The 25376-nt window shown below is 33.5% G+C and carries 25 protein-coding genes and 1 other RNA gene; 16 read left to right on the top strand and 10 right to left on the bottom strand.

Going from position 1 to position 25376, the window contains the following annotated elements:
• The first annotated feature begins 86 nt into the window (after positions 1 to 86).
• Together JFU23_RS13595 and rnr are read left to right on the top strand one after the other, a co-directional pair.
• Complete coding sequence (locus tag JFU23_RS13595) at positions 87 to 827, top strand: alpha/beta hydrolase (RefSeq protein WP_162836430.1); 741 nt, start codon at positions 87 to 89, stop codon at positions 825 to 827.
• Positions 828 to 1049: 222 nt separating this feature from the next.
• On the top strand, positions 1050 to 3476 hold the full coding sequence (rnr, locus tag JFU23_RS13590) for a ribonuclease R (protein ID WP_374191752.1): 2427 nt from the start codon (positions 1050 to 1052) through the stop codon (positions 3474 to 3476).
• Here rnr and JFU23_RS13585 read toward each other — a convergent pair.
• A complete protein-coding gene (locus JFU23_RS13585; RefSeq protein WP_207200012.1) occupies positions 3448 to 3759 on the bottom strand; it encodes a hypothetical protein in 312 nt (103 codons plus the stop codon). The two genes, rnr and JFU23_RS13585, sit on opposite strands and share 29 nt — an antisense overlap.
• 178 nt (positions 3760 to 3937) lie before the next feature.
• Between JFU23_RS13585 and smpB the strand changes: the two genes are divergently transcribed.
• Together smpB and ssrA are read left to right on the top strand one after the other, a co-directional pair.
• Positions 3938 to 4405, top strand: coding sequence for an SsrA-binding protein (gene smpB, locus JFU23_RS13580; protein ID WP_085312769.1), 468 nt, complete (start codon positions 3938 to 3940; stop codon positions 4403 to 4405).
• A gap of 125 nt (positions 4406 to 4530) precedes the next feature.
• Positions 4531 to 4885: a transfer-messenger RNA gene (gene ssrA / locus JFU23_RS13575) on the top strand.
• Between the two features lie 114 nt (positions 4886 to 4999).
• Here the strand turns inward: ssrA and JFU23_RS13570 are convergent.
• The 6 genes from JFU23_RS13570 to JFU23_RS13545 form a co-directional block, all read right to left on the bottom strand.
• Positions 5000 to 6169, bottom strand: a complete 1170-nt coding sequence (locus JFU23_RS13570; protein WP_201032087.1) for a site-specific integrase — start codon at positions 6167 to 6169, stop codon at positions 5000 to 5002.
• A gap of 105 nt (positions 6170 to 6274) precedes the next feature.
• Complete coding sequence (locus tag JFU23_RS13565; protein WP_201032086.1) at positions 6275 to 6523, bottom strand: helix-turn-helix domain-containing protein; 249 nt, start codon at positions 6521 to 6523, stop codon at positions 6275 to 6277.
• Positions 6513 to 7508: a DNA primase family protein gene (locus JFU23_RS13560; RefSeq protein WP_242483501.1), complete on the bottom strand. Its 996-nt coding sequence runs from the start codon at positions 7506 to 7508 to the stop codon at positions 6513 to 6515. The genes JFU23_RS13565 and JFU23_RS13560 overlap by 11 nt, the downstream gene beginning before the upstream one ends.
• 35 nt (positions 7509 to 7543) lie before the next feature.
• Positions 7544 to 8029: a hypothetical protein gene (locus JFU23_RS13555; protein WP_201032085.1), complete on the bottom strand. Its 486-nt coding sequence runs from the start codon at positions 8027 to 8029 to the stop codon at positions 7544 to 7546.
• A complete protein-coding gene (locus tag JFU23_RS13550) occupies positions 8016 to 8312 on the bottom strand; it encodes a hypothetical protein (RefSeq protein ID WP_201032084.1) in 297 nt (98 codons plus the stop codon). The genes JFU23_RS13555 and JFU23_RS13550 overlap by 14 nt, the downstream gene beginning before the upstream one ends.
• Positions 8309 to 8578 carry a hypothetical protein gene (locus tag JFU23_RS13545; protein WP_201032083.1) on the bottom strand — a complete coding sequence of 90 codons (270 nt, stop codon included), beginning with the start codon at positions 8576 to 8578 and terminating at the stop codon, positions 8309 to 8311. Before JFU23_RS13545 ends, JFU23_RS13550 begins: the two co-directional genes overlap by 4 nt.
• A 288-nt stretch (positions 8579 to 8866) precedes the next feature.
• Here JFU23_RS13545 and JFU23_RS13540 point away from each other — a divergent pair, with 288 nt between their 5' ends.
• The gene (locus JFU23_RS13540) at positions 8867 to 10207 is read left to right on the top strand and encodes a hypothetical protein (protein WP_201032082.1); all 1341 of its coding nucleotides are present in this window, start codon (positions 8867 to 8869) and stop codon (positions 10205 to 10207) included.
• A 109-nt stretch (positions 10208 to 10316) separates the two neighbouring features.
• Here JFU23_RS13540 and JFU23_RS13535 read toward each other — a convergent pair whose 3' ends face one another.
• Positions 10317 to 10775 carry a JAB domain-containing protein gene (locus tag JFU23_RS13535; protein WP_201032081.1) on the bottom strand — a complete coding sequence of 153 codons (459 nt, stop codon included), beginning with the start codon at positions 10773 to 10775 and terminating at the stop codon, positions 10317 to 10319.
• A 131-nt stretch (positions 10776 to 10906) separates the two neighbouring features.
• Between JFU23_RS13535 and JFU23_RS13530 the strand changes: the two genes are divergently transcribed.
• Entirely contained in the window at positions 10907 to 11287 is a 381-nt protein-coding gene (locus JFU23_RS13530; protein WP_201032080.1) for a hypothetical protein, read from the top strand.
• A 32-nt stretch (positions 11288 to 11319) separates the two neighbouring features.
• Here JFU23_RS13530 and dcm read toward each other — a convergent pair whose 3' ends face one another.
• Positions 11320 to 12570, bottom strand: a complete 1251-nt coding sequence (dcm, locus tag JFU23_RS13525) for a DNA (cytosine-5-)-methyltransferase (protein ID WP_201032079.1) — start codon at positions 12568 to 12570, stop codon at positions 11320 to 11322.
• 141 nt (positions 12571 to 12711) lie between these two features.
• Positions 12712 to 14196, bottom strand: coding sequence for a MutH/Sau3AI family endonuclease (locus tag JFU23_RS13520; protein ID WP_201032078.1), 1485 nt, complete (start codon positions 14194 to 14196; stop codon positions 12712 to 12714).
• A 387-nt stretch (positions 14197 to 14583) separates the two neighbouring features.
• Here JFU23_RS13520 and JFU23_RS13515 point away from each other — a divergent pair, with 387 nt between their 5' ends.
• The 10 genes from JFU23_RS13515 (at position 14584) to JFU23_RS13470 (ending at position 25337) form a co-directional block, all read left to right on the top strand.
• Entirely contained in the window at positions 14584 to 15951 is a 1368-nt protein-coding gene (locus tag JFU23_RS13515) for a DUF262 domain-containing protein (protein ID WP_201032077.1), read from the top strand.
• A gap of 5 nt (positions 15952 to 15956) precedes the next feature.
• Positions 15957 to 16448 carry an HNH endonuclease family protein gene (locus tag JFU23_RS13510; protein WP_201032076.1) on the top strand — a complete coding sequence of 164 codons (492 nt, stop codon included), beginning with the start codon at positions 15957 to 15959 and terminating at the stop codon, positions 16446 to 16448.
• A gap of 533 nt (positions 16449 to 16981) precedes the next feature.
• Positions 16982 to 17659 (top strand): response regulator transcription factor, encoded by a 678-nt coding sequence (locus JFU23_RS13505; protein WP_002034688.1) that lies wholly within the window; start codon positions 16982 to 16984, stop codon positions 17657 to 17659.
• A gap of 430 nt (positions 17660 to 18089) precedes the next feature.
• Positions 18090 to 19103 carry a siderophore ABC transporter substrate-binding protein gene (locus JFU23_RS13500; RefSeq protein ID WP_201032075.1) on the top strand — a complete coding sequence of 338 codons (1014 nt, stop codon included), beginning with the start codon at positions 18090 to 18092 and terminating at the stop codon, positions 19101 to 19103.
• Between the two features lie 19 nt (positions 19104 to 19122).
• Positions 19123 to 20139: an ABC transporter permease gene (locus tag JFU23_RS13495; RefSeq protein ID WP_085312767.1), complete on the top strand. Its 1017-nt coding sequence runs from the start codon at positions 19123 to 19125 to the stop codon at positions 20137 to 20139.
• Positions 20136 to 21200, top strand: a complete 1065-nt coding sequence (locus tag JFU23_RS13490) for an iron chelate uptake ABC transporter family permease subunit (protein WP_085312766.1) — start codon at positions 20136 to 20138, stop codon at positions 21198 to 21200. Before JFU23_RS13495 ends, JFU23_RS13490 begins: the two co-directional genes overlap by 4 nt.
• Entirely contained in the window at positions 21197 to 21949 is a 753-nt protein-coding gene (locus JFU23_RS13485; RefSeq protein WP_201032074.1) for an iron ABC transporter ATP-binding protein, read from the top strand. The genes JFU23_RS13490 and JFU23_RS13485 overlap by 4 nt, the downstream gene beginning before the upstream one ends.
• Positions 21950 to 22516: 567 nt before the next feature.
• A complete protein-coding gene (alo, locus tag JFU23_RS13480; RefSeq protein ID WP_201032073.1) occupies positions 22517 to 24055 on the top strand; it encodes an anthrolysin O/cereolysin O family cholesterol-dependent cytolysin Alo in 1539 nt (512 codons plus the stop codon).
• A 95-nt stretch (positions 24056 to 24150) separates the two neighbouring features.
• Positions 24151 to 24447 (top strand): transposase, encoded by a 297-nt coding sequence (locus tag JFU23_RS13475; protein WP_201031948.1) that lies wholly within the window; start codon positions 24151 to 24153, stop codon positions 24445 to 24447.
• Between the two features lie 8 nt (positions 24448 to 24455).
• Positions 24456 to 25337 carry an IS3 family transposase gene (locus JFU23_RS13470; RefSeq protein ID WP_201031949.1) on the top strand — a complete coding sequence of 294 codons (882 nt, stop codon included), beginning with the start codon at positions 24456 to 24458 and terminating at the stop codon, positions 25335 to 25337.
• Positions 25338 to 25376 lie beyond the last annotated feature (39 nt).

Raw genomic sequence — 25376 nt, 5'->3', positions numbered from 1 at the left:
AATTAGATTATAGAATTATAAATATGGTACACTAAGAATAGAAAGAATACGACTAGATTACAGAAGAGAAAGAGGAGAAGTACATGATGAAATTAGCATCTCCGAAACCATTTACATTTGAAGGTGGAGACCGCGCTGTTTTATTATTACATGGATTCACAGGGAACTCAGCTGACGTACGCATGCTAGGGCGTTTCTTAGAGAAGAAAGGCTATACTTGTCATGCACCAATTTATAAAGGACACGGCGTACCACCAGAAGAGCTTGTTCATACAGGCCCTGAAGACTGGTGGAAAGATGTAATGAATGCCTACCAGCATTTAAAAGATCAAGGTTACGAGAAAATAGCTGCGGTTGGATTATCATTAGGCGGAGTATTCTCATTAAAACTTGCTTATACATTACCGATTTTAGGTGTTGTACCAATGTGTGCACCGATGTACATTAAAAGTGAAGAAATTATGTACCAAGGTATATTGGCATATGCCCGCGAATATAAAAAGCGTGAGCAAAAATCACCAGAACGAATTGAGCAGGAAATGTTTGAATTTAAACAGACACCAATGAATACATTAAAAGCATTACAGGAGTTGATTCGTGACGTACGCAATAATGTTGATATGATTTATGCTCCAACATTCGTTGTACAAGCACGTCATGATGAGATGATTAATACAGATAGTGCTAACATTATTTATAACGGTGTAGAATCTACGTTAAAAGACATTAAATGGTATGAAGACTCTACGCATGTCATTACACTTGATAAAGAACGTGATGTGCTACATGAGGATGTATATAACTTCTTGGAGCAACTAGATTGGTAAGGTCTAGTTGCCTCTTTTTTTCATAAGGGAATTTTTATCCCGCTATTTGTGGGCTAATAATCAGTGGGAACGGACAAAAAACCACTGGTTAAAGTTACACTTTATGAAAGCTGTAAAAAATCATTGGGAGATGATTAAAGTTTCACTTTATACATCCCCCATCTTTCGGATACACTAAATAATATAAGGGTTTAAAGGAGGTATTTCTGCTTGGAAGAAATCATGCAAGAACATATTGATAAGTTGTTATTATTTATGAGGGAAGAAGCGTATAAACCGTTAACGATACAAGAATTAGAATCGGCATTTGGAATCGAAGGCTCTGAGGGCTTTAAAGATTTCGTAAAGGCACTTGTAATGATGGAAGAGAAGGGGCTTGTTATCCGCACACGTAGTAACCGCTACGGTCTTCCAGAAAAAATGAATTTAGTACGCGGTAAATTAATTGGGCACGCACGTGGTTTTGCGTTCGTCGTTCCAGAAGAGAAGAAAACAGGAGATGATGATCTTTTCATCCCGCCGACAGAATTAAATGGTGCACTTCATGGTGATACAGTATTAGCACGTGTTAGCGCACAATCAAGTGGATCACGCCAAGAAGGCGCGATTGTTCGTATTTTAGAGCGTGGAACGAAGGAATTAGTTGGTACATATACAGAGTCAAAGAACTTTGGATTTGTTATACCTGATAATAAACGCTGGACAAGTGATATTTTTATCTTGAAAAGTGCATCTATGGGCGCTGTAGAAGGTCATAAAGTAGTTGTGAAAATTACGGGTTACCCAGAGAACCGTTTAAGTGCAGAAGGTGAAGTTATTCAAATTCTAGGTCATAAAAATGACCCAGGAGTAGATATTTTATCTGTCATTCATAAACATCATTTACCTTTAGCATTCCCTGAAGAAGTGATGGAGCATGCAAACAGTGTACCAGAAACGATTTCAGAAGAAGATATAAAAGATCGTCGTGATTTACGTGATCAAATGATTGTTACAATTGATGGTGCGGATGCGAAAGACTTAGATGACGCTGTTACAGTAACGAAGCTTGAGAACGGTAACTATAAGCTTGGCGTTCATATTGCGGATGTAAGTCATTACGTTCAAGAAGGTTCTCCAATTGATGTTGAAGCAGCAGAGAGAGCAACGAGTGTATATCTTGTAGACCGTGTAATTCCGATGATTCCGCATCGTTTATCAAACGGTATTTGTTCATTAAATCCGAAAGTAGACCGTCTGACACTATCTTGTGAAATGGAAATCAACAATCTAGGTGATGTTGTAAAACACGAGATTTTCCAAAGTGTAATTAAAACGACAGAGCGTATGACGTATGCTGACGTAAGAAGCATTTTAGAAGATGAAGACGAAGCGCTAATTGAACGTTACGAGCCGCTAGTGCCAATGTTTAAAGAAATGGGGCAGTTAGCACAAATTTTACGTGAAAAACGTATGCGCCGTGGTGCGATTGACTTTGACTTTAAAGAAGCGAAAGTACTAGTAGATGAAGAAGGAAAACCGACTGATGTTGTAATGCGTGATCGTTCTGTATCAGAGAAGGTAATTGAAGAGTTTATGCTTGTTGCGAACGAAACAGTAGCGGAGCATTTCCACTGGATGAACGTACCGTTTATGTACCGTGTCCATGAAGATCCGAAAGAAGATAAGCTTGAGCGTTTCTTCGAGTTTGTAACAAACTTCGGATATGCAGTAAAGGGACGTGCGAATGAAATACACCCTCGTGCATTGCAGCAAATTCTTGAAATGGTTCAAGGTCAGCCGGAAGAAATAGTCATTTCAACAGTTATGCTTCGTTCTATGAAGCAAGCACGTTACGACTCGAACAGCTTAGGACATTTTGGTTTATCAACTGAGTTCTACACGCATTTCACATCGCCAATTCGTCGTTACCCAGATACGATTGTTCATAGATTGATTCGTGAATACATCATTAATGGTAAAGTAGACAACGAAACGCAAGCGAAATGGCGTGAAAATTTACCTGAGATTGCAGAGCACTCTTCTAATATGGAACGCCGTGCTGTTGAAGCAGAGCGTGAAACAGACGAAATGAAAAAAGCAGAGTATATGGTCGATAAGATCGGTGAAGAGTATGACGGTATGATTAGCTCTGTAACAAACTTCGGTTTATTCGTAGAGCTTCCAAATACAATTGAAGGTCTTGTACACGTTAGCTATTTAACAGATGATTACTACCGTTATGACGAAAAACATTTTGCGATGATCGGAGAACGTACAGGTAACGTATTCCGCATCGGTGACGAAATTACAATTCGTGTTATTAACGTAAATAAAGACGAGCGTGCAATCGACTTTGAAATCGTTGGCATGAAAGGCACACCTCGTCGTAAGTTCAAAGATCGTCCAGTTGTGATTGAACAGCCAAGAACAGGCAGAAAGAAACGCGGTGGACGTAGCGAACGTAGTAATGAGCGCGGTGGTGAACGCGGCACAGGAAGAAAGTTTGATCGTGGTGGACAAGGAAAAGGAAAAGCATCAGCATCTGCATCCACATCCGCTAGTCAGCCAGGGAAAAAAGATGGTAATAGTAATAGTAATGGTAAGAAGAAAAAAGGATTCTTTGAAAATGTACCAGGATTCAAGAAGAAAAAGAAAAAGCGCAAGTAAGAAAAGAGTGGCTTCGCCTTACATTCTGAGCGAGCCACTTTCGCTTTTTATTAATCCAGCTACAGTGGCTAGAATCTGTTGGCCATTTCACTCCCTCGGACGAAGCAAAAAGCGCTTCTCTGTCAGGAGTTCCAATGTCCAAAGATTCTGAGCGAGCCGCTTTCGCTTTTTGTTGGAATCCAGCTACAGTGGCTAGAATGTTCGGTGGCTTCGCTTCTTCCCAGGAGGCAAAGAGCGCCTCACGGTCAGAAGCTCCATCCACCTCACATTCTGAGCGAGCCACTTTCGCTTTTTGTTGGAATTTAGCTACAGTGGCTAGAATCTATTGGCCATTTCGCGCCCTCGGACGAAGCAAAAAGCGCTTCTTTGTCGGGAGCTCCAATGTCCAAAGATTCTGAGTGAGCCACTTTCGCTTTTTGTTTACATTTGTTACAATGGTAAAAATAGAGGAGGGACGTTATATGCCAAAAGGTTCAGGTAAGGTTATTGCGCAAAATAAAAAGGCATTTCATGATTATTTCATCGAAGAAACATACGAAGTAGGGCTTGTCCTTCAAGGAACGGAAATTAAGTCGATTCGCGCTGGACGCGTGAACTTGAAAGATGCGTTTGCACGTATACATAACGGTGAAGTATGGGTTCATAATATGCATATTAATACATATGAACAAGGGAATCGTTTCAATCACGATCCGCTACGTACAAGGAAGTTACTTCTTCATAAAAAAGAAATTGATAAGCTAGCAGGTTACGCAAAAGAAACAGGATATGCATTAGTTCCAGTTAGAATCTATTTGAAAAATGGATTTGCGAAAATGGCACTTGGTTTAGCAAAAGGTAAGAAGCAATATGATAAGCGTCACGATTTAAAAGAGAAAGAAGCTAAACGTGAAATTGCACGCGTGTTCCGTGATCGTCAAAAGATGTAATACAGATATTTACATTTGTAAAACGGCGCGCGTATGATATAATAACTTATGTAAGATTGTTGCACATTGAAAAACAGCTCTTAGTAGCTATCACGATATTTCTTCGTATGCTCCATTTTTATCATGGGGACGTTACGGATTCGACAGGGATAGTTCGAGCTTAGGTTGCGAGTCGAGGGGATCGGCCTCGTTAAAACGTCAAAGCCTATAATTGGCAAACAAAACAATCTTTCTTTAGCTGCTTAATTGCACTAAAGGTTCCTCCCTCCATCGTCCATGTGGTAGGGTAAGGGACTCAAACTAAGTGGACTACGCCGGAGTTCGCCGTCTGAGGGCGAAGGAAGAGAGCAATCAGACTAGCAACTTGGAAGCCTGTCGATAGGCTGAAGAGTTCGCGAAATGCTAATATATCGACTACACTCGTAGAAGCTTAAGTGCCGATATTTTTGGACGTGGGTTCGACTCCCACCGTCTCCACCATACATAACTGTTTGGTGGTTTTTTTATGCAATTTTCTTGATTACTCAGGGTTTTGGCTTTTTTCGATTTCATTGAATTTCAATTAATTTCATTTAGAAGTATTCAAAAACGTAGTCACATTTGCAGGTAGCTTTCAAATTTTTGGATAGCTTCTTCTTTCGCTTTTTGTGTAACATGTGTGTAGATATCCATCGTAGTTTTTATATCTGAGTGACCTAAACGATCTTGAACTTCTTTAATACTAGCTCCTGCTTCAAACAGTAGTGAACAATGTGTATGACGCAAACCATGTGTTGTAATTTGTTTTAAATGGTATTTTTTCTGTGCTTGCAATATCCATTTGCGTGTTTTTGTTGGTTGTAAAAATTCATTTTTTTCATTACTAAAAACTAATTGGTCTTTTTGAAGAGTATTATATCCTATACTCAAATAATCTTGTTTTTGGCTTTCTTTCCAGTTTTTTAGGATTTCAAGAGTTTGATTATCCATTTTAATTGTGCGAGCTATTCCTGTTTTAGTAGATTTTATATAGAGTTTATTGTTTTTACCTCTAGAAATAGCTTTATTAATTTTAATTTCTTGGTTAGTGAAGTTAATGTCGTTCCATGTTAAAGCTAAGGCTTCACCCTTACGCATACCAGAAAACGCTAATAATCGGAATAACGTGTAAGCTTTAAAATTGTCCTCTTTTTCTAAACAGTTGAGGAAATGAATTAATTCTTCACGTGTATAAAAATTTTCTTTTTCCGTTTCTTGATCTGTAAATGAATTTTTCTTAATTCTAGGTATCTCTACAAGTGTAAATGGATTGCTTAAGATATAATCACGTTTCATAGCAAAATCAAAAACTTTAGATGCATAGGATTTAACAACTCTAAACTTTTTAAGTTTAGTAGACCATTTATTCACACATTGTTGACATATTTCTACACTGATTTTTTCGATTTTATATTCGCCAAGAAGAGGGATAATATGTTTTTTAAAGATTGTACTTGTTTTAGTAAAAGTGCTTTGTTCAACCGTTTTCTCATAGTGCTGAATCCATAAATTAAATATTTCTTCAAAAGTCTCGGCTTGTATTTTTCTAAAGGTACCTTTAGAAATTTCAAGTTTAATTCGAGCCAAATCTAATTCTGCTTCTTTTTTTGTTTTAAATCCACGTCTAGTAGTTCTTTGCTGTTTACCTGTTAATGGATCGATTCCGATATAGATTTGAAATTGATATCGCTTTTCACCGTTTTTTAAATTATATGCTTTGATGATTGAGTTGATTTTTTTAGCCATAATTTTTCCTCCTATGATACTTGTGGGGACAAGGTATAAAAGGAGAGGATTACTCATCTTAATAATAATATATATTTTAATTTAAGAGAAATCCTCTCATGAATTTTAAAAGCTGAATTTATTTAAAAAATCGTCAATTTCTTTTTTTGAAACTCGTTTAATACCATCAATTTCACATATCTTTAATCCTTGGTGTCTAAATTTCACGAAAGTGTTATAGGAGACTCCTATATATTTCGCAGCTTCTGAAATGCTCATCCATTCTTGTGAAGGTGAAGTAAAATGCTTTTTTAGTGTTTTAAGAATTACAGTTTCAATTTTAGAAATAAAAGTTGCATTATCTTTAGTATTCATTAGACATTTCTCCTTCTTCTTTTAAGGTAATTCCTTTGTAACCAAATTTATTTTCATTGTGCAATCTAAATCGAGAGTAATTTAAACCATTAATATTCTTCAAGAAGTTATGGAATTGCTTATCGCTTTTTGGAACTAAATCATGGTGTTCACAGTATAGATGATAAGCTTTTATGAGTTCGTTATTGTGGATCTTAGATTTAGAATCAAATTTGCAACAAGTTTCAATAAAACTATTTACAGAATCAATTTCATAAAGATATTGGTTCTCGATATCTAAAACTTCATTGCAGGTTGTAAATTTAAAATTGTTTGCCTTCCATCGAATAAAACCTTCAACCGCCCACTTAGCAATATAATCTATTTCCTTTACCATTTTTTCGAATAAATGAATATCTTGTTTTTCTTTTGGTATAATGTTAGTAATAGGAATAATTACTAAGCGTTCACTAAAAGCATTGTGGGAATCTGCACCTTTAATTTTAGGTAAATGATTCCCTGCAAATAAAAGAGCGGCACTATTAATAAAATTTATAGGTTGTTCAAATATTCCACGAACAGTAATGGTGTCACCACCTGATAATTTTTTTAGAATGTCTAATCTGTTAAGAGAGATTTCGGATGTTTCACCACAAGTATTTAATCTCTTTCCTAATAGTTTTACTAAATAGTCTGGTTTATTTAATTGATCGAAACTGAGATTTGTAACAGAATCGGAGCCTACTAGATATTCAAGTATTCTAAGTAATATAGATTTTCCAGTATCTTTAGGACCTAAAAAAAAGGGAATACACTTTACGCTTCGAATTTCAGAAATGACGTAACCAAATAACTCTTGGATGCGATAATACAAATCCTCATTTTGTAAGGTTACATTTTGCATGAATTTTTCAAAATGTTTTCCAGGATATTGTGCTTCAATGGAATAATTAGCATTGATTTTAGAAGTAAAGTAGTAGTTTGGATTATGAACCATAGTTTTCATTGTTGATGAGTCTAATATACAATTCTTGAAAGCTATTAAATGGTTTTTTTCTGAATTAATTCAGCCTTTGCTTCTAAATCATTAGATGACTTGATCCACTGAATAATCTCTCTAATGCTATTACTATTAACTTTCCCTCTAAATTTTAAAGGTATATTTTGTCTAACGAACATTTCTGAGTATTCGTTAGACATTCCGATGTAATACCCCTTTTGATGATTCCAGTGATATAAAGTTCCATCTATCTTCAAAAATGTATTTTCTTCTAATAAAATTTGAGCTAAATCATAATTAGAAATGGATGGCTGTTTAGGAATTTTTGTATGTATATTTTCATTATTAGATTTCTCAAGAGGATTACTATTACTAAAAATCTTGCTATTTTCTATATCAGAATCAGTTATTAAATAGTTCTTAAATGATTCTCTTTTAGGAAATTTAATTTTTGTGTCAGATGGTTTATTAGTATCTAAGGAATGATAATTAAAGCCTGTTTTTGTTTTAGAATTAATTTTCTTCATGGTTTTCTCCAATTTGATTTGTAAAATGTTTTGAAAGTAAGTTTATAAATGAATTTCTTTCATTATGTGATAAAAGATTTTGAACTAAAAATCGATTACTTTGTTGAGTAGATTCATCATTTCCGAAAATAGAATTTAATGTGAAATCATTATCTGTAAGGTTTTTAAAGCCTATTGTTAAAAAAGAATGAGGGCCATATTCCCAATATAAAATGAACAAATCCTCTGGATTGAACTCAGCTTTACGCTTTAATTTGATAAACTCTGAGTTGTTTACTATCAAAACTTTGATTTTATCTTTTTTCTACAGTCTGTAATTATAATTGGATTATCTTCACTTGATTCATTTAAAGGCTCATTTAGAATATGTCCTGCAAAAATTGTTTTATCGGAGCCTTTATAATATAAAAGTGCCATATGAGTATTAATAGGAGTTTTACTAACTCCATTTGCTACTGCATTATTCGCTTCCATTTTAATAGCCTTTACTCCGGATTTTGGATCTAAGCTTTTGTCTAAACAGTCATTAATCATTTTTTCAATGTTCATTATTAAACACTCCTTAAAATTTAATTAGCTTGAGTAGCTAAGTAAATCATAAAGACTTCGAGGTTTATAAAAAACATCGGCATGATTTAAGTTCGAAAGATTATCAAAGTAGAGGTGCATTGAAAAAGTTTGTAATTTATGCTATGTAGATGCGTTCAGCTTGTTCAACATAATCTAGCTTATTCACAAATATTACGTTAAACACTATAATTATCCTAATCCTTCCTTTTTTCTTATTTTCAAATTTATGAAAAAGGTTGAACATCATGAACAGGGGGAATAGTCTTAATGAAGATAGAAGAAATTAAAGATGAACATATGGAGATGATAGCAGACTTAATTTCTGAAAAAGTTTTAAATAAAATTGATGATTATTTTAATGAAAAGAATAATATAGGACGGATAGATGTTTCTTTACCAAACAAGAAATATAATTTTTCTGAGGAATATGAGATAGAAGAGATTTTTTTTGATGACAATTATTTATGGCAAGAAAAAGATAAGGGATATCATTTAACTTTACAAAGAAATGAATCTGTAAAAAATTTCTTGTCGGATATGATAAATAATACTGAAACAATAGACGATCAAGAATATAAAAAATTTATTAAGGCAATTGCTAAAGATGCGCATGCCATGTTATTAATGGAAGTGTATAACAATATATTTAGGTATCTAGAAGATACAGAAAATGTCAATGAACAACTTGAACAAGAATTTTTTTGGATAGGTAAAGATGGATTAAATAAGCTATATAACATGCTACAGATGTTGGATTATACTCAAGCTAAAGATATAGAAGATAAAATATCAGAGGAACTAAATTTTGATTGGAAGATTCCTAAAGTTTTATTACCGTTATATACATACACTTATCTTTTTATGCCAATAGATAATAGGATATTAAATGTTCATAAACAACCATTAAATAAGCTTAATTTGGCATTGAGATTTATTGATGAATATCCTACAAAAAAATCAAAAGACTTACTTTTAAAAATGAGATCTAAGGTTGAAGACTTTTATTCTATTTTAAATGCAGAGGGCATAGCGGATTTTAATAAGTCTTTAAATCTTATTTATTTTAATAATATGACGCACCTATATAATGTAGAGTTATTCACGAAACAAATATTAGAAAAAGATAAATTAGCTCCTTTATATAAGTCATATGATGAAAAAATGGGTAAGTCAAAGAAATTTGATTATATTAAAAATATAAGTTGGTTATATTATTCTCGTAGTGGAAAGTTTTTAAATGGAACTCAATGTAAGATATTAAATAATGATTTAAGAAAGGGATTTATTCATCTAGATGAAATAGATGATGAAAAATTTGAAGATTTTAAGCGATTTTTAAAATTAATTTCTCAAAAATTAAAATCTTGTATTCTTAAAAATAAAAAAGTGGAAAAAGGTTTTGAATTGCCAAAAGAAATTGAAGATGATTACTATGTTTATAGTAAATTAGTCAAAATAGAGTTCTATGAAAAATTCATTAATAAAATTAACCCTGAAAAATTAAAAGCATTAAAATCAAACGGAACAAAAAAAGAAAAATCATTTTTTTATGGTTATCACACCGTGTATTCAACAATTTATGAATATAAAAAGCAAGAAAATAGCTAGGGCACAAGAACCCTAGCTACAGAGTTATTTCTTTTTCTTTAATAGTTCTTCTAAGATAGTTATCACAACAGAAATAATAACTTTTTTCATTTAATCACCTCCTTTATGATTAGTTGATGTACCCTTGTTCCTTTATGGAGCTGTAGTTATCAGTGCATATAATTAGATGATCAAGTAGATTCATTCCTAGAATATCGCAAGCGTTTTCTAAACGTTTAGTAACTTGAATATCTTCTGGACTCGGTGAAGAATTATCAGAAGGATGATTATGTGCGACGATAATGGAGGCAGCATTACTTAATAAAGCAGATTTTAAAACTTCTCTTGGATGTACAATACTTGAATTTAAACTACCGATGTGAACGGTTTGAATTAACGTAGGTTGATTCTTTGTATCGAGACATAGGACGATAAAATGCTCACGATCAACATCTCCTAAGAAATCCCTAAATAAATTAAAAGCATCCTTTGCGGAACGAATTTGACGTCCACTATAAAGGATGCTTTTTTCGCGTACTAATTTGATTTGAACTATGTTTACACGCTTGGCTGATGAATTAGTGGTCATAGTTATACAACTCCTTAAATTATTATCTGATTCAGATTAATAATATATATTTGAAAACAGAGAGGATGCGATGATACAGAATGCTATTCATAATGTGCTAATATATAAAGCAGCATTACGGAGGTGGAAAAATGGAAAAGATTAAGCTATATTACATAGACTTTTCAGAGCAGAAGATGCAGTACGACGTAGGTACGGTGCTTATCAATAATGAAAATAACCAAGTGCAACACGACGAAATTTGTCGCATATTAAATACGCAGTCGTATGATATTGCCGATTACAGCGACGATATTTCGATTCTAGTTGATGACACTGGCTTTTATAAGAGCGGCCTGCCGATTTGGACTGTGAAAACGCCTGATGGCATCACGTTGGACCTGGCTGGCAAGCTGCTATTTGTGCGCAATGTTGAAACAGAGTACAGCATTGATTTTGCTAGCATTACAGCTGAAGATATTTTTAATTTCCGAATTGGATTGGAGATTGAAATGAAGGGGCTTCGGAAATAGAAAAACGACTTGGAATAATCCAAGTCGTTTTCTTATATATTCAATGAAATTTGTGCAATATCGTGTGTTTCTTGAGCATCGATTTCTTTAATTGTTTTACCCATTTTTTCGATTAGGTGTGTGACAAGTGCATTCCCCATGCAGAAGTAGCGCATGCGGTCACCCATCGTTGCTGTCCAATTGTCTGGAAAGCCATTTAATCGTTCACATTCTATTGGTGTTAGGAAACGCTTGCGCCCGTTGATTTCAATGATATGTGAGCTACGGTTTGTTGTGCCTTCACTGGTCAGCATCGTTCGTCCTGGAAGGTCAAGTGAATCAACAGGGGACATACCACCTTCAGAAAAAGTGTACTTATGACCGTCTTTAGATGTACGTTCAATTTTTTTAGGACCGCGCAAGTAAGCGAATTTTTCAATAGCCGCTTCAGATAAATAAAATTTTTCATCGACCTCAGATTCATCCTGCAAAATAGCTTTTAAGGGAATTGCCTGTGGATTCAATGCCTCTGTATGAATTGTGTGGATTTCTCCCTCAATCATGATGCCGGCTGGATGATAGTTAAATGAAAATTCATCGGAGATTTCGATAATATCTTTTGGCAATTCGAATTTTTCATCACGATTCTTGTATATTTCTTCTTTCACAGGGAAAGTAGAGGCGAAAAAGCCATCTTTTAATAAAATTTCAGAAGTTGTTTTCTCTAATTGGCGTTCTGCAAAAGCTAGTGATTTATCATAAGCAAAAATGAAAATGCGACGGCGACGCTGAGCTGTACCGTATTCCGCTGCATTGATTACCCGCCATTCAACGATATAGCCTAAATCACGAAAAGTAGCAAGCATTATTGAGAAGTCACGACCACGTTGTTTAGATGGTGATTTTAAAAGACGATCTACATTTTCAAGTAAGATGTATTTTGGATGCGACACTTCTACAATACGTTTAATCTCCCAAAAAAGGACCCCTTTTTTGCCTTCAATCCCTTGTTCTTTTGATAAAGAACGTGCCACCGAATAATCTTGGCAAGGAAAGCCACCAACAAGCAAATCGATGTTCATATCTTCAAATGTTTTATTCGATACTTTCCCAATATCATCATTACAATTTAAGCTCGATGGAAAGTGTGAATTATAGCAGTCAAAAGCATCTTGAGCTTTTTTTGATGGCTCCCATTGATTGGCCCAAACAGTATCAAAAAGATTCTTATCGGCTTTTTCAAGACCTACACGAAACCCACCAACACCAGCGAAAAGTTCGACTACGTTTAAGTTTTTATTCATATATTATTATCCCTCTCTCGTTGTCTTCATTATATAAAATTGGGATAAAAAGATCAACAATTTTTTTAGTGATTTAAAGCTGCTCAAATAATTACTAATTTTATCATATTATATTGTGAATTGATAAGTTTCAAAAGTTACTTAGATAAAATCGATATTTTTAAGCATAGAAACAACAACATCTCCACGAAGCCATAGTTGTTGATAATACATGTTGATACCATTAATGACAATTGGTTTTTTTGATGCGTCACCGCCTGTTCCTCGAATAAAAAATGTATTATCTGTTGATTTAGGGAAATTAATCGATTTTTTAATAGTATTCGAACGTTTGTTGATAATGGGTTTATTGTTTTTATCTAAATCAATTGTTTCTTTCAGCTTGTTATTATTAATTAAATATCGAATTTGTTCCCAGACAGGTTTAATTGCATTTTCGATAATTGCATCATCTATAGAAAGCCGCTTAAATCCAAGAAATTTATTATCTAATAATGGAGATTTCAGAGCTGGCTCTTCGAAAACAATAAATAAAAATTGTTTTTCATGGAAGTAGTTATAGACAAATGATTTATCAAATTGTACTTTTTTATCAGTCCATTCTTCAAAGTCAATTTGGCAAAATTTCATATCTTCTGTACGGAGACCTTCAGTTGTTTGTACAATGGATTTTGGAACAATTCCAATCTTACTAAACAACTCAATTTTACTTAGTTTTTTCACTGTTCCACCGAACATTTTTACAATAATTTGTTCAGAGATAGATTTTGTTACAGATCCGCTTTTAGTTGGTAGAATGTCGAATTCTTTCATGAGCTCTCTAACCGTTTTATTTTTATATTTTTGAGTAAGATTATGTAATTTACCATCAAGTTCTTTAAAGGTTAGGTATGTATTATCTAGCTTTTCAAGTTTAGCTCCAAAATGGTTCTGCACTAGAGTGGATACGGTCGAACGTTTTAAACGGAAACGGGGTCGGTTAGGCCATTTAGGTGCTGTATCGATGAGCATCAAACTTTTTCGTAGTTCAGAAGAAATTCGAGGATATTCTGCTGTAGGATCCTCGTATGTATCTTTTAAATGCTGAATAAAATCACGTACAATGAGCCAATCATTTTTTAGAATTTCTTTATCTTCATCTGAAAAATCGTGGAAATGGTAGCCTTCGATGAAGAATTTAGCATATTCAGCAGCTGGTACAGTCTCTGGAGAGTCGTAGTGGTAATACACCAATAATAGATGCTCTAATTTATGCCAGAAGCTAGAGGTTTCGAATTCTTCATCTGTGATTAGTTCAGGTGAAACAGCTGTAATTGACATAGGCTCTTTTGCTTCATAAATGATATTAGATGTTTTGTTTGTTCTACTATTCTTCTTAGGTCTACGAATGCCTGTTGTTTTTAATTCTGTTTCAATGCCGTCTACAATTAAATCGGGTTGTTTATCTGTATCAGGTGGATAACCTAAGATGGATTGCTCTACAACATCTCCAGCTATGCCGGTGATTTTAGGTGAATTTATAGTCTTTGCAAAGACATTGTTAACATCACATTCTCCAAGCGTTTTACCAACAGCATTGCTTAAAATTATATTTAATTCTTTTCTTGTGAATTTATGTAAGGCCATGAGAAAGGACTCCTTTTTTATATGCTAAGTATATGATAAGATATTTAACCTTTTTATTCATTAAATGTTCTGAAGAACATTCTGATTTCTATCATTTTATTATAGTATAAAAATATAACATTACTAAGAGCGGCGGCAAATTTTATAAAATAGAGGGCAATTTGAATGAGAAGCTTAATTTGAAATCGGTACAGTATTCACCGAGGTTTTGAAGAATTTAATACCTTGAACTTTATATTTTCTGTTATGATTAAAATGTATGATAAAGTTGAACTTATTGTAATTTATATCTGCTATTTAGGTAAATCAATATTGTATGAATATGAATAAGGTATATATCTGAACAAGCATTTTTACTAGAATAAGTAGCAAGGAGCATGTAATATTATGAAATTCCATCCAGAAGATAAAAAAATAAAAGACATTTTCGGGTCGGGTAATATTTATCAAATACCTAATTTTCAAAGAGATTACTCTTGGAAAACAGATAATTTCGAGGATTTTTTGAAGGATTTATTAAAGGTTAGTAACGCAACATATAATAATAGTTCTTATATGTTAACTATAAATAGTGTTGAGAAATTAGAAGATTATTTTTTTGGAACTTTTTTAGTCGTAGGCGATTATTCTAGCGATAAAGAGAAAAGGATTGTAGTAGATGGACAGCAACGTTTGACAACTATGACATTATTTTTAGCTGCTATAAGGGATATTATTGAAGAAACAAAAAAAGAAAAAAATTTAGAGTATGATCATCAATATGATGATGCACTTGTTGTTAATAAAATACGACATGGTAAGTCTTCCAAAGAAGCTCGAGTTATTAATGAAAAATTAACACCTATTCTACCTGTGAATATTTTAGATATTAATGGGCATAAAAAACATGGAGCGGTACATAATCCAGAAAATGAAGGGCAACAATTACTTTTAGATACTTATAATTGGTTTAAAAAACAACTCTCGTGTATTGAATTAGCAAAGAGATTAAGTAATTCTACATTAAAAAAAGCTGATTTAGACAAAATTACAGATATTCCTACGGATGATTATTTAAACTTTCTTGATACTTTAGGAACTCAATTATTGAATGCGACTGTAATTATCATCTATTCTGAGGATGAACAATCTGCCAATGTCATGTATCGTAATTTTAACTTCCGAGGAATGCCACTAAGTGGACCAGATTTAATAAAAAATGAAATTTTTGAACTTTTAGATGATAATACAGGTTCGGCAAATAAACAATGGAAAATGACTGAGGATAATGTTTCGATTAATGAGTCGAGTAGTATATCAACGTTCTTTACACATTATTTTTCTTCTAAATATAAACAGGCTGCAAAAAAGGATTTATTCCCTATATTCCTAAAAAAATATCCTGCTAAGCTCTCGAGTTATCAATTGTTTTTAAAGGAGCTAGTTAAAGAGTCAGCACATTATAAAACAATAATTAGCCCGCAAGATGAGGATGAATTATTTGGAGAAAAAAGGTATTTTTTAGTTAATGATCACCCTATTATTAAAAGACAGCTACAAAGCCTAAATGAGTTAGATGTGACTCAAGTTAGAACGCTATTGTTAGGTTTATTTTTTGCACGAGACAACAACCATATTACATCTAAACAATTTAAAAAAGTGCTAAATAATGTGCTACTATTCCAATCATTATTTGTAATGACTTCGTCGCCAAGTAATAAAATTAGGGGTATATATTCTAAGTATGGTCGAGAATTTAGAAGTAAAAAAATATAGGTCAAATGGCAGGCGTAATTACTGAATTATTTAAGGACTTATCAAATAAGATACCTTCTAAACAAATTATATTAGGTGCAAATGAGTTAGCTTATGATCATAAAATAAAGTATAAAGATATGACTAAAACAGAGAAAAAACATAAAATCTTAATAAAACTTATTTTGACAGTTTTATCAGAAAAACAACAAAGAGAAAATGGGCAAAGGAATAACAACGATTCTTTTAAGTTTATTTCCGAATCTAGCCTAGAACATATTATTGACCAATCTACTACTACTCTAGATAAAAGGTTTTCTTTAGGCAATTTAATTTTGCTAGAACAACGTAAGCATGAAGATACAGTTGATAAAAAAGATATGTATAACAACTCAGAAATTATAATGACTAAGTCTTTTAGCAATCAAGTGGAGGATTTTCAAACGGACGAACAGATTGAAAAAAGATACCAGGAAATTTTATCTAATTACTATGATTATGTTAATCAGCAGTTCTAGGATGAATTATAATATTGTATAAAAGATTGCCCCACAAGCATTATTTTTCACTCAACGTAGTCAAATACGTAGCCATTAATTAGTGTAATATCAATAAACGCTGGTATATACCTATTTAAAAGAAGTGGGTTCGACTCCCACCGTCTCCACCAATACATAACTGTTTGGTGGTTTTTTATTTTGTATGATATGAACCATAACTTTGCCAGAGTGGCGGGGGGATGGTTCTTTTTGTTTTGTGGTTTTATAAAATGCTTAAGTTGAGGACGGTACCCTTGAAACAGAAACTGAGGGAATAGTTATTGATAATAAGCAGCTAGATAATATAGTTGCTCTTAATGATTAAATAATATGTATTTAAATCTTCATATATTTTGTGTTTTCATCCATATCTATTGTAAGATTATATATAGTTCTCCTAATAAGCTGTTATAACGGCTTTTTTAGGGATTTAATATTTATAAATCTTAAATTATTTTTTTGGGATAACTTTTTATCCAACTAAGTTATATTGAAGTAGAGGTGAACCATCGGTGAAGCAGGTGTTAGTAATTAAGAATGAACGGTCTTTTGCAAAGAAAATCGTAAGCGGTCTAACGCAAGAGGGCTATTTCATTTTAAAACTTCACAATGAAAACCAAGGTTTAAATATAGTATATGAACAAGATTGGGATATTATCATATTGGATTGGGATTCGTTAAGTATATCGGGGCCAGAAATTTGTAGACAAATACGACTTGTTAAAACGACACCGATAATTATTGTGACCGACAATATTTCTAGCAAGGATTGCATAGCAGGGCTACAAGCAGGAGCAGATGATTATATTAGAAAACCGTTTGTGAAAGAAGAATTAGTAGCGAGGGTTCAAGCTATTTTAAGGAGAAGTGACTGTATCCAGCAAAATGAGACAAACTTTTTTCAGTTTAAAGATCTCTTTGTTGATGCATCTAGCAATATTGTGAAAAAAGGTGGTAAAAATCTCACGCTTACTAAGCGCGAGTACGATTTACTTGTATTTTTAATCAAGAATAAAAATACAATATTGAGCCGTGAAATGCTTTTGAACCAGGTTTGGGGATATAACGTAGTAGTCAATCCCAATGTAGTGGATTTATATATTGGGTATGTAAGAAAAAAGTTAAAGTGCGAGAAGAGAGATAGATATATTCAAACGATACATGGCAGGGGCTATTCAATGATTGAATGATAAAAATAAATTAATAGGTAAAGTACAGTTTTTTCTATTAAACCTGATAATCAAATAGTTTCTGTGAAATATTAAAAGACGGAAACTATAAAAAGAAGATTGCTACCAGGCAATGGATTATGAAAAATTAGCTATTCATGGGCATTTTTTTGCAGTAGAAATCATGGTTTATAAGGTGCCCAATCTATTGATTAGTACGTGTGGGAGATGACTCTGGTGCGCATTAGATGAGACTGTATCTAATGTATGTTTAATTTTATTAACTCACACCATTCACAAGATTTTCACATAATTAATGACTATACTTATTAACAGGATGTTCAAATGAAAATGATTATCAATAGCAGTTTAGATGCATAAAAGTTACTATCTAATTTAATCTATGGACGTTATCATTTTCAAACTAAATTACATTATAAGGAGTATACGTATGAAAAAAACTATGCTTTTAAAATTAGTAAGTATTCTAGCAATTTTCACTTTAATGTTAGTAGCTTGCTCAGATTCAAGTAAGGAAACTTCGAAAGCTAATAAAGGTGATAGTAGTGATAAACCAAAAACGGTTGAAATCACTGATGCACATGGAACTGTTAAAGTCCCTGTAAATCCAAAAAATGTAGTTGCTTTAGATAATAGAACTTTTGAAACTTTAGCTGATTGGGGAATTAAATTAGCGGCTGCTCCAAAGGATGTAATGCCTGCAGATTCAGCATATAAAAAAGATGATTCAGTTAAAAATATTGGGAATCACCGCGAACCAAATCTTGAAATTATAGCAGCTGCAAACCCTGACCTTGTAATCGTTGGTCAAAGATTTGCTGGCCATTACGAAGAAATCAAAAAATTAGTGCCAAATGCAGCTGTTATTGATCTTAATGTTGATGTTTCTGAGAAAGCTACTAAGCCTGGAGAAAACTTAGTAAAAGGACTTAAAGATTCTACAATTTCTTTAGGGAAAATCTTTGATAAAGATAAAGAGGCTAAAAAATTAGTAGCTGATTTTGATAAATCTATTGAAGATGCAAAATCTGCTTATAACGGAAAAGATAAAGTTATGAGTGTTATCGTTACTGGTGGGAATATTGGTTTTGCTGCGCCTCACTCTGGTCGCGTTTGGGGACCAATGTATGAAATTTTCGGTTGGACTCCAGCACTAGAAGTGTCTAATTCTACTGCAGGTCATAAAGGTGATGATGTTTCTGTTGAAGCTATTGCACAAACAAATCCTGATTGGCTTTTCGTATTAGATCGTGATGCTGCAACATCTGATGCTGCTAAGTCAGCTCCTGCTCAGGATGTTATTTCTAAATCACCAGCTCTTCAAAATACAACTGCTGTTTCTAAAAAACAAGTTATTTATGCACCAGCAGATACTTACACAAATGAATCAATTGAGACTTATATAGAGTTGTTTGGAAATATTGCAAAAACTTTAGCTAAGTAGTGTAAAGGAGTACGAAGCAGTGTCAAAAAATATAATTTCTAGGGTTGAGAATAATTCTCAACCCCAGTTTTATAATCACAATAAAATATGGACAAAACCTTTTATAATAGCGATTATAGTTGTTATAATGTTGGGGATTATATCACTGTTTACTGGGGTTTATGATATACGTGGACAAGAGGACGGAATGGAGATGTTTTTCATAACTCGTGTTCCGAGAACAGTTGCATTAATGCTTACTGGAGCTGCAATGGCGATGGCAGGGCTCGTAATGCAATTAATTACACAAAATCGTTTTGTTGAACCTACTACAACGGGGACTATTGAATGGTCAGGCTTAGGCCTGCTTTTTGTATATTTATTATTTCCTGCCCCGACGTTAGTTCAAAGAATGACTGGCGCAATCATTTTTTCTTTTATAGGAACTATGATTTTCTTTCTATTTTTAAGAAGAGTTAAACTTCGTTCGTCTTTAATTGTACCGATTATTGGATTGATGCTTGGAGCAGTTATTTCTGCAGTGTCTACTTTTTTGGGACTCCTTTTTCAAATGACGCAAAGTATTGAAACTTGGTTCGTAGGTTCATTTGCTACCGTTCAGGTGGGAAGATATGAATATTTATGGCTGATTGTTATCATTACTTTGCTTATTTTTATGTATGCTAATAGATTGACTCTAGCTGGACTAGGAGAAGATGTCGCAACAAGCCTTGGAGTTAATTACAATAGAATTGTTCTTTTTGGGACTGGCCTTATCTCTGTTGCAGTTGGAATTGTTGCAGCTGTTATTGGAAACCTACCTTTCTTGGGATTAATTGTTCCAAACATTGTTTCAATGTTTAGAGGTGATGACCTTAGGAGTAATTTACCTTGGGTATGTGTGATTGGAATGGGGACAATAACTGCCTGTGACATCATTTCTCGAACAATTATAAAGCCTTTTGAAGTACCTGTTTCTTTAATACTTGCAACAGTGGGAGCAGTCGTGTTTATTACTATTTTATTGAGAAAAAGAAAACCAAGGAGGCTACGATGATCACATTAGACTATAGAAATAAAGAAAATGTCGAAATCGATTCTAGCCTTCATAATGAAAGTAGATCAGCTAGCGCTTTTCGTTCTAAGAAGGAAGCAAGACGTTATTGGATTGTACTGATAACATTGATCGCTTTAGGCCTCCTTTCTTCATATGGACTTTTAGTTTATAACAATCCAGTGCCGATAGATTCACCTTCTTTTATCCCAGTTGTTAAGAGAAGGATAGTAGCTATTGTTGCGATGATTATTGCTGCTGTTTGCCATAGCTTGTCGACAGTTGCTTTCCAATCTATTACGAACAATAAGATTATTACTCCTTCGCTTCTAGGTTTCGAATCACTTTATTCAGCAATACATACGAGTACAATATTCTTCTTTGGTGCTAGTGCATTAATAAACTTTAATGGAATTGGATCGTTTTTATTCCAAGTTGTTGTTATGGTCTTCATGAGTTTGATACTTTATGGATGGTTACTTTCCGGTAAATACGGGAATTTACAACTTATGCTTTTAGTTGGAATTATTATTGGTACCGGACTAAATTCTGTGTCAACTTTCATGAGAAAGCTACTTGCGCCTTCAGAGTTTGATATTTTACAAGCGAAATTATTTGGTTCTGTTAACCATGCAGATCCTGCATATTTTCCTATTGTAATTCCTATGATCATAATTGTAGCAGTATTAATTTTTACTCATTCTAAGAAGTTGAATATTTTATCACTAGGAAAGGATGTTTCTACTTCTTTTGGAGTTAAATATCAACCTAGTGTAATTTATACGCTTGTATTAGTTGCTATTTTGATGTCCATTTCAACAGCTCTGATTGGACCACTTACTTTCTACGGATTTTTAGTAGCAACTTTGAGTTATCAAGCGGCGTCAACTTATGATCATAGATATATTTTCCCAATGGCTTTTGCTATAGGATTTTTGATAATGACGAGTGCATACTTTTTAATGTATCATGTATTCCATGCTCAAGGTGTAGTTTCAGTTATTATTGAATTATTTGGTGGAATAGTATTCTTAACTATAGTTTTAAGGAAGAGGGCTTTATGATAAAAATTGATAATGTTAAAAAGTTCTATACTAATAAGGTAAAAATAGGACCTTTGGATATTGAAATACCAAAAGCGGGCTTTACTTCTTTAATTGGACCAAATGGCGCTGGAAAGTCTACGACACTTTTGATGATTGGAAGACTTTTAGATATGGATGAAGGTCAAATTCAGGTAGCGAATATGGATGTTTCTGAATCCAAATCAAAAGACTTAGCGAAAATTTTGACTATATTGCGACAAGAAAATCATTTTGTAACGAGGCTTACGATTAGACAACTAGTTGGATTTGGGCGCTTTCCTTATTCAAAGGGAAGATTGACTAAAGAAGATGAAGTTATCATTTCTAAATATATTGATTTCCTAGATTTAACTAGTTTAGAGAATAGATATTTAGATGAGCTTTCTGGTGGTCAAAGACAAAGGGCATATGTAGCGATGGTATTGTGCCAAGAGACTGAGTATGTACTTTTGGATGAGCCTCTGAACAACCTTGATGTTGCTCGTTCTGTTCAAATGATGGAGCATTTAAGACGCGCGGCTAATGAATTTGGAAGAACAATTTTGACTGTTATGCATGACATAAATTTTGCAGCTAAATACTCTGATAAAATTTGTGCTATGAAAGATGGACAAATTGCTGCTTTTGGAACAGTAGAAGAGGTTATGGACCCAACAATTTTGACAGATATTTTTGAAACAAAAATAGAAATTATCAATGGTCCTTATGGGCCAATTGCTGTTTATTAGTTACAAAGTGTAAAAATGAGTATGTCAAAAAAATACTGTAGCTTGCGTAAATCATGCCAGCTACTCTAGTTGAAGTTGCTGTCTGTATTTTATAGGCAGCAGCTTTTTTTAATGCGGTTGCCCATGATAACTCTTAATATTTCTGGCTGCTCGTAACAGTCCTGAATGTATTTCATTACTTCCGGTCCTGCGATGCTTCCAACAATAAACTTGTAAATTACTCATGAAATGCAAAGGAACGCTTTGTGTTTTCAAGTATTTACCAAACGAAAAATTTATCTCTGTATAACTTTTTATAAGAATTCAGCTTGTTTTTTTGTATGTAATATTGCATATAAGAGTGTATTGATAAAAGTGTAAGGGGTCACTATAATGAGGGCATAAAGATAAATCACATTTTCGTAGCAATAAAAAAGGAGGAAATAATATGGAAATCGCAATGGCAGTTTTGAAATTTGTAGGTGGCGTAATCCCGTTAATTCAAGAACTTTTGAAAGCATTTATGTAGGTTTATTAGTTAGCTATCATTTATCAATCATTATCATATCTTACTAAAAAAAGAACGGGGTGATTTTTCTGAATATTAAGAAAAACACTAAAAGAAGAAAGTTCCTTGCGTGTTTATTAGTTAGTCTATGCACTATTAATTATTCATCTATTTCCTTCGCAGAAACACAAGTAGGTAATGCAACTGATGTAACCAAAAATGCTAGTGGCATCGATACTGGTATAGCAAATCTTAAATATAATAATCAAGAGGTTTTAGCTGTAAATGGTGATAAGGTAGAGAGTTTTGTTCCGAAAGAAAGTATCAATTCAAATGGTAAATTTGTAGTAGTGGAACGCGAGAAAAAATCACTTACAACTTCACCAGTCGATATTTCGATTATTGATTCTGTGGTGAATCGTACGTATCCAGGAGCGGTACAACTTGCAAATAAAGCTTTTGCAGACAATCAACCGAGTTTATTAGTGGCTAAGAGAAAGCCTTTAAATATTAGTATAGACTTACCTGGCATGAGAAAAGAAAATACAATTACTGTCCAAAATCCGACATATGGTAATGTGGCTGGAGCAGTAGATGATTTAGTATCTACTTGGAATGAAAAGTATTCTAAAACACATACGTTACCTGCAAGAATGCAGTATACAGAATCTATGGTTTATAGTAAATCACAAATCGCAAGTGCCCTTAACGTTAACGCTAAATATCTCGATAACAGTCTAAATATCGATTTTAATGCGGTTGCAAATGGAGAGAAGAAAGTGATGGTAGCGGCATATAAGCAAATATTTTATACCGTAAGTGCTGAACTACCTAACAATCCATCCGATCTTTTTGATAATAGTGTTACTTTTGGTGAGTTAACTCGTAAAGGTGTAAGTAATTCGGCTCCACCTGTTATGGTTTCAAATGTAGCTTATGGTAGAACTGTTTATGTAAAATTAGAAACAACATCTAAGAGTAAAGATGTACAAGCTGCTTTTAAAGCCTTACTTAAGAATAACAGCGTCGAAACGAGTGGACAGTATAAAGATATTTTTGAAGAAAGTACCTTTACTGCTGTAGTATTAGGCGGAGATGCGAAAGAGCATAACAAGGTTGTTACTAAAGATTTCAATGAAATCCGAAATATCATTAAAGATAATGCTGAATTAAGTCTTAAAAATCCAGCATATCCAATTTCATATACAAGCACTTTCTTAAAAGATAATGCAACTGCTGCTGTTCATAACAATACAGATTATATCGAGACGACAACTACAGAATATTCAAGTGCTAAAATGACACTGGATCATTACGGTGCTTACGTTGCGCAATTTGATGTATCTTGGGATGAATTCACATTTGATCAAAATGGTAAAGAAGTACTAACACATAAAACATGGGATGGTAGCGGCAAAGACAAAACGGCTCATTACTCTACAGTTATCCCTCTTCCACCAAATTCAAAAAATATAAAAATCGTAGCAAGAGAATGTACTGGTCTTGCATGGGAATGGTGGAGAACAATTATTAATGAACAAAATGTTCCATTAACAAATGAAATAAAAGTTTCAATTGGAGGAACAACATTATACCCAACTGCTAGTATTAGTCATTAGATATAAAAAGGCGCCCTGTAAGTTGATATGATCCCCTTATAGTAGACAGGAAAAAGAAAGCACATTAACCTGTTTACTATGGAGGGGATTTTTTCATGGGAAAAATTAGAGTCACTTACGATGTAGAATTTAAGAAACAAGCTATAGATTTATACTTAATAGAAGGCATGAGCTATAAAACCATTGCGAAAGAATTAGGTATTCATCACTCGGTTGTAAGTCGTTGGGTGAAACACTTTGAAGCTGAAGGAATCAAAGGACTAGAAGAAAAACGCGGTAAAGCGAAAGGACCAGGTTTAGGTAGACCAAGGGTTAGACCCGAAGATCCTGAAGCTAAGATCAGACGATTAGAAGCGGAAAATGAAATGTTAAAAAAGCTCTTAGGGATGTAAAAGGAGGAATGAAAGTCGTATCCAAAATAAAAAAATTCGAAGTCATCCATGAAATGACAAAAACAGGTTATACAGTGACCATTCTATGCGATATTGCTGGTGTAACCAGAAGTGGGTACTACAAATGGATAAAACGGCATACGACGCCTTCAAAAAAACAATCAGAGGATATCGAAATTAAGAAAAAGATATTGAAGTGTCATAAAAAATTAAGAGGAATTTATGGATATAGAAGAATACAAGTTTGGCTGAAAGCCACATATAACCTTCATTTGAATCATAAACGCATCCAAAGATTGATGAGTGAACTAGGTATCAAAGCCGTAATTAGGAAAAAACGACCTTATTACGGAAAAAAAGAAGCTTATGTGATTTCAGAGAACCATCTAAATAGGGAGTTTCAAGCTTCAAAACCGAATGAGAAATGGGTAACCGATATTACCTATTTGATTTTCAATGGACAGCGCTTGTACTTATCCGCTATTAAGGATTTATACAATAATGAAATTGTTGCCTATGAAACCAGTCGTAGAAACGACTTAAAACTTGTGTTAGATACACTTAAAAAGGCAAAGAAAAAACGAAATGTGAAGGGAATCCTCTTACATAGTGATCAAGGGTCCCAGTATACATCTCGTCAATATAATCAATTACTTAAAAAATATCAGATGAAGGCAAGTATGTCTCGAAGAGGCAACTGTTGGGATAATGCTTGTATGGAAAACTTCTTCAGTCACTTTAAGGCAGAGTGTTTTCATTTACACTCCTTCCATAAAGCGAATGAGGTCAAACTTGCCGTGCGTAAATATATGTACTTTTATAATCATCAAAGATTTCAAAAGAAATTAAATAACCTGAGTCCATATAAATATAGAACTCAGGTTGCTTAGTTGCGCTTTTTTAATACTGTCTACTTGACAGGGGTCACT

It is taken from the genome of Bacillus sp. TH50 (assembly GCF_016650565.1).
Taxonomy (GTDB): Bacteria; Bacillota; Bacilli; order Bacillales; family Bacillaceae_G; genus Bacillus_A; species Bacillus_A mycoides.
Note: the sequence above shows the minus strand (reverse complement) of the source record. Positions and strands in the feature narration are given on the sequence as shown.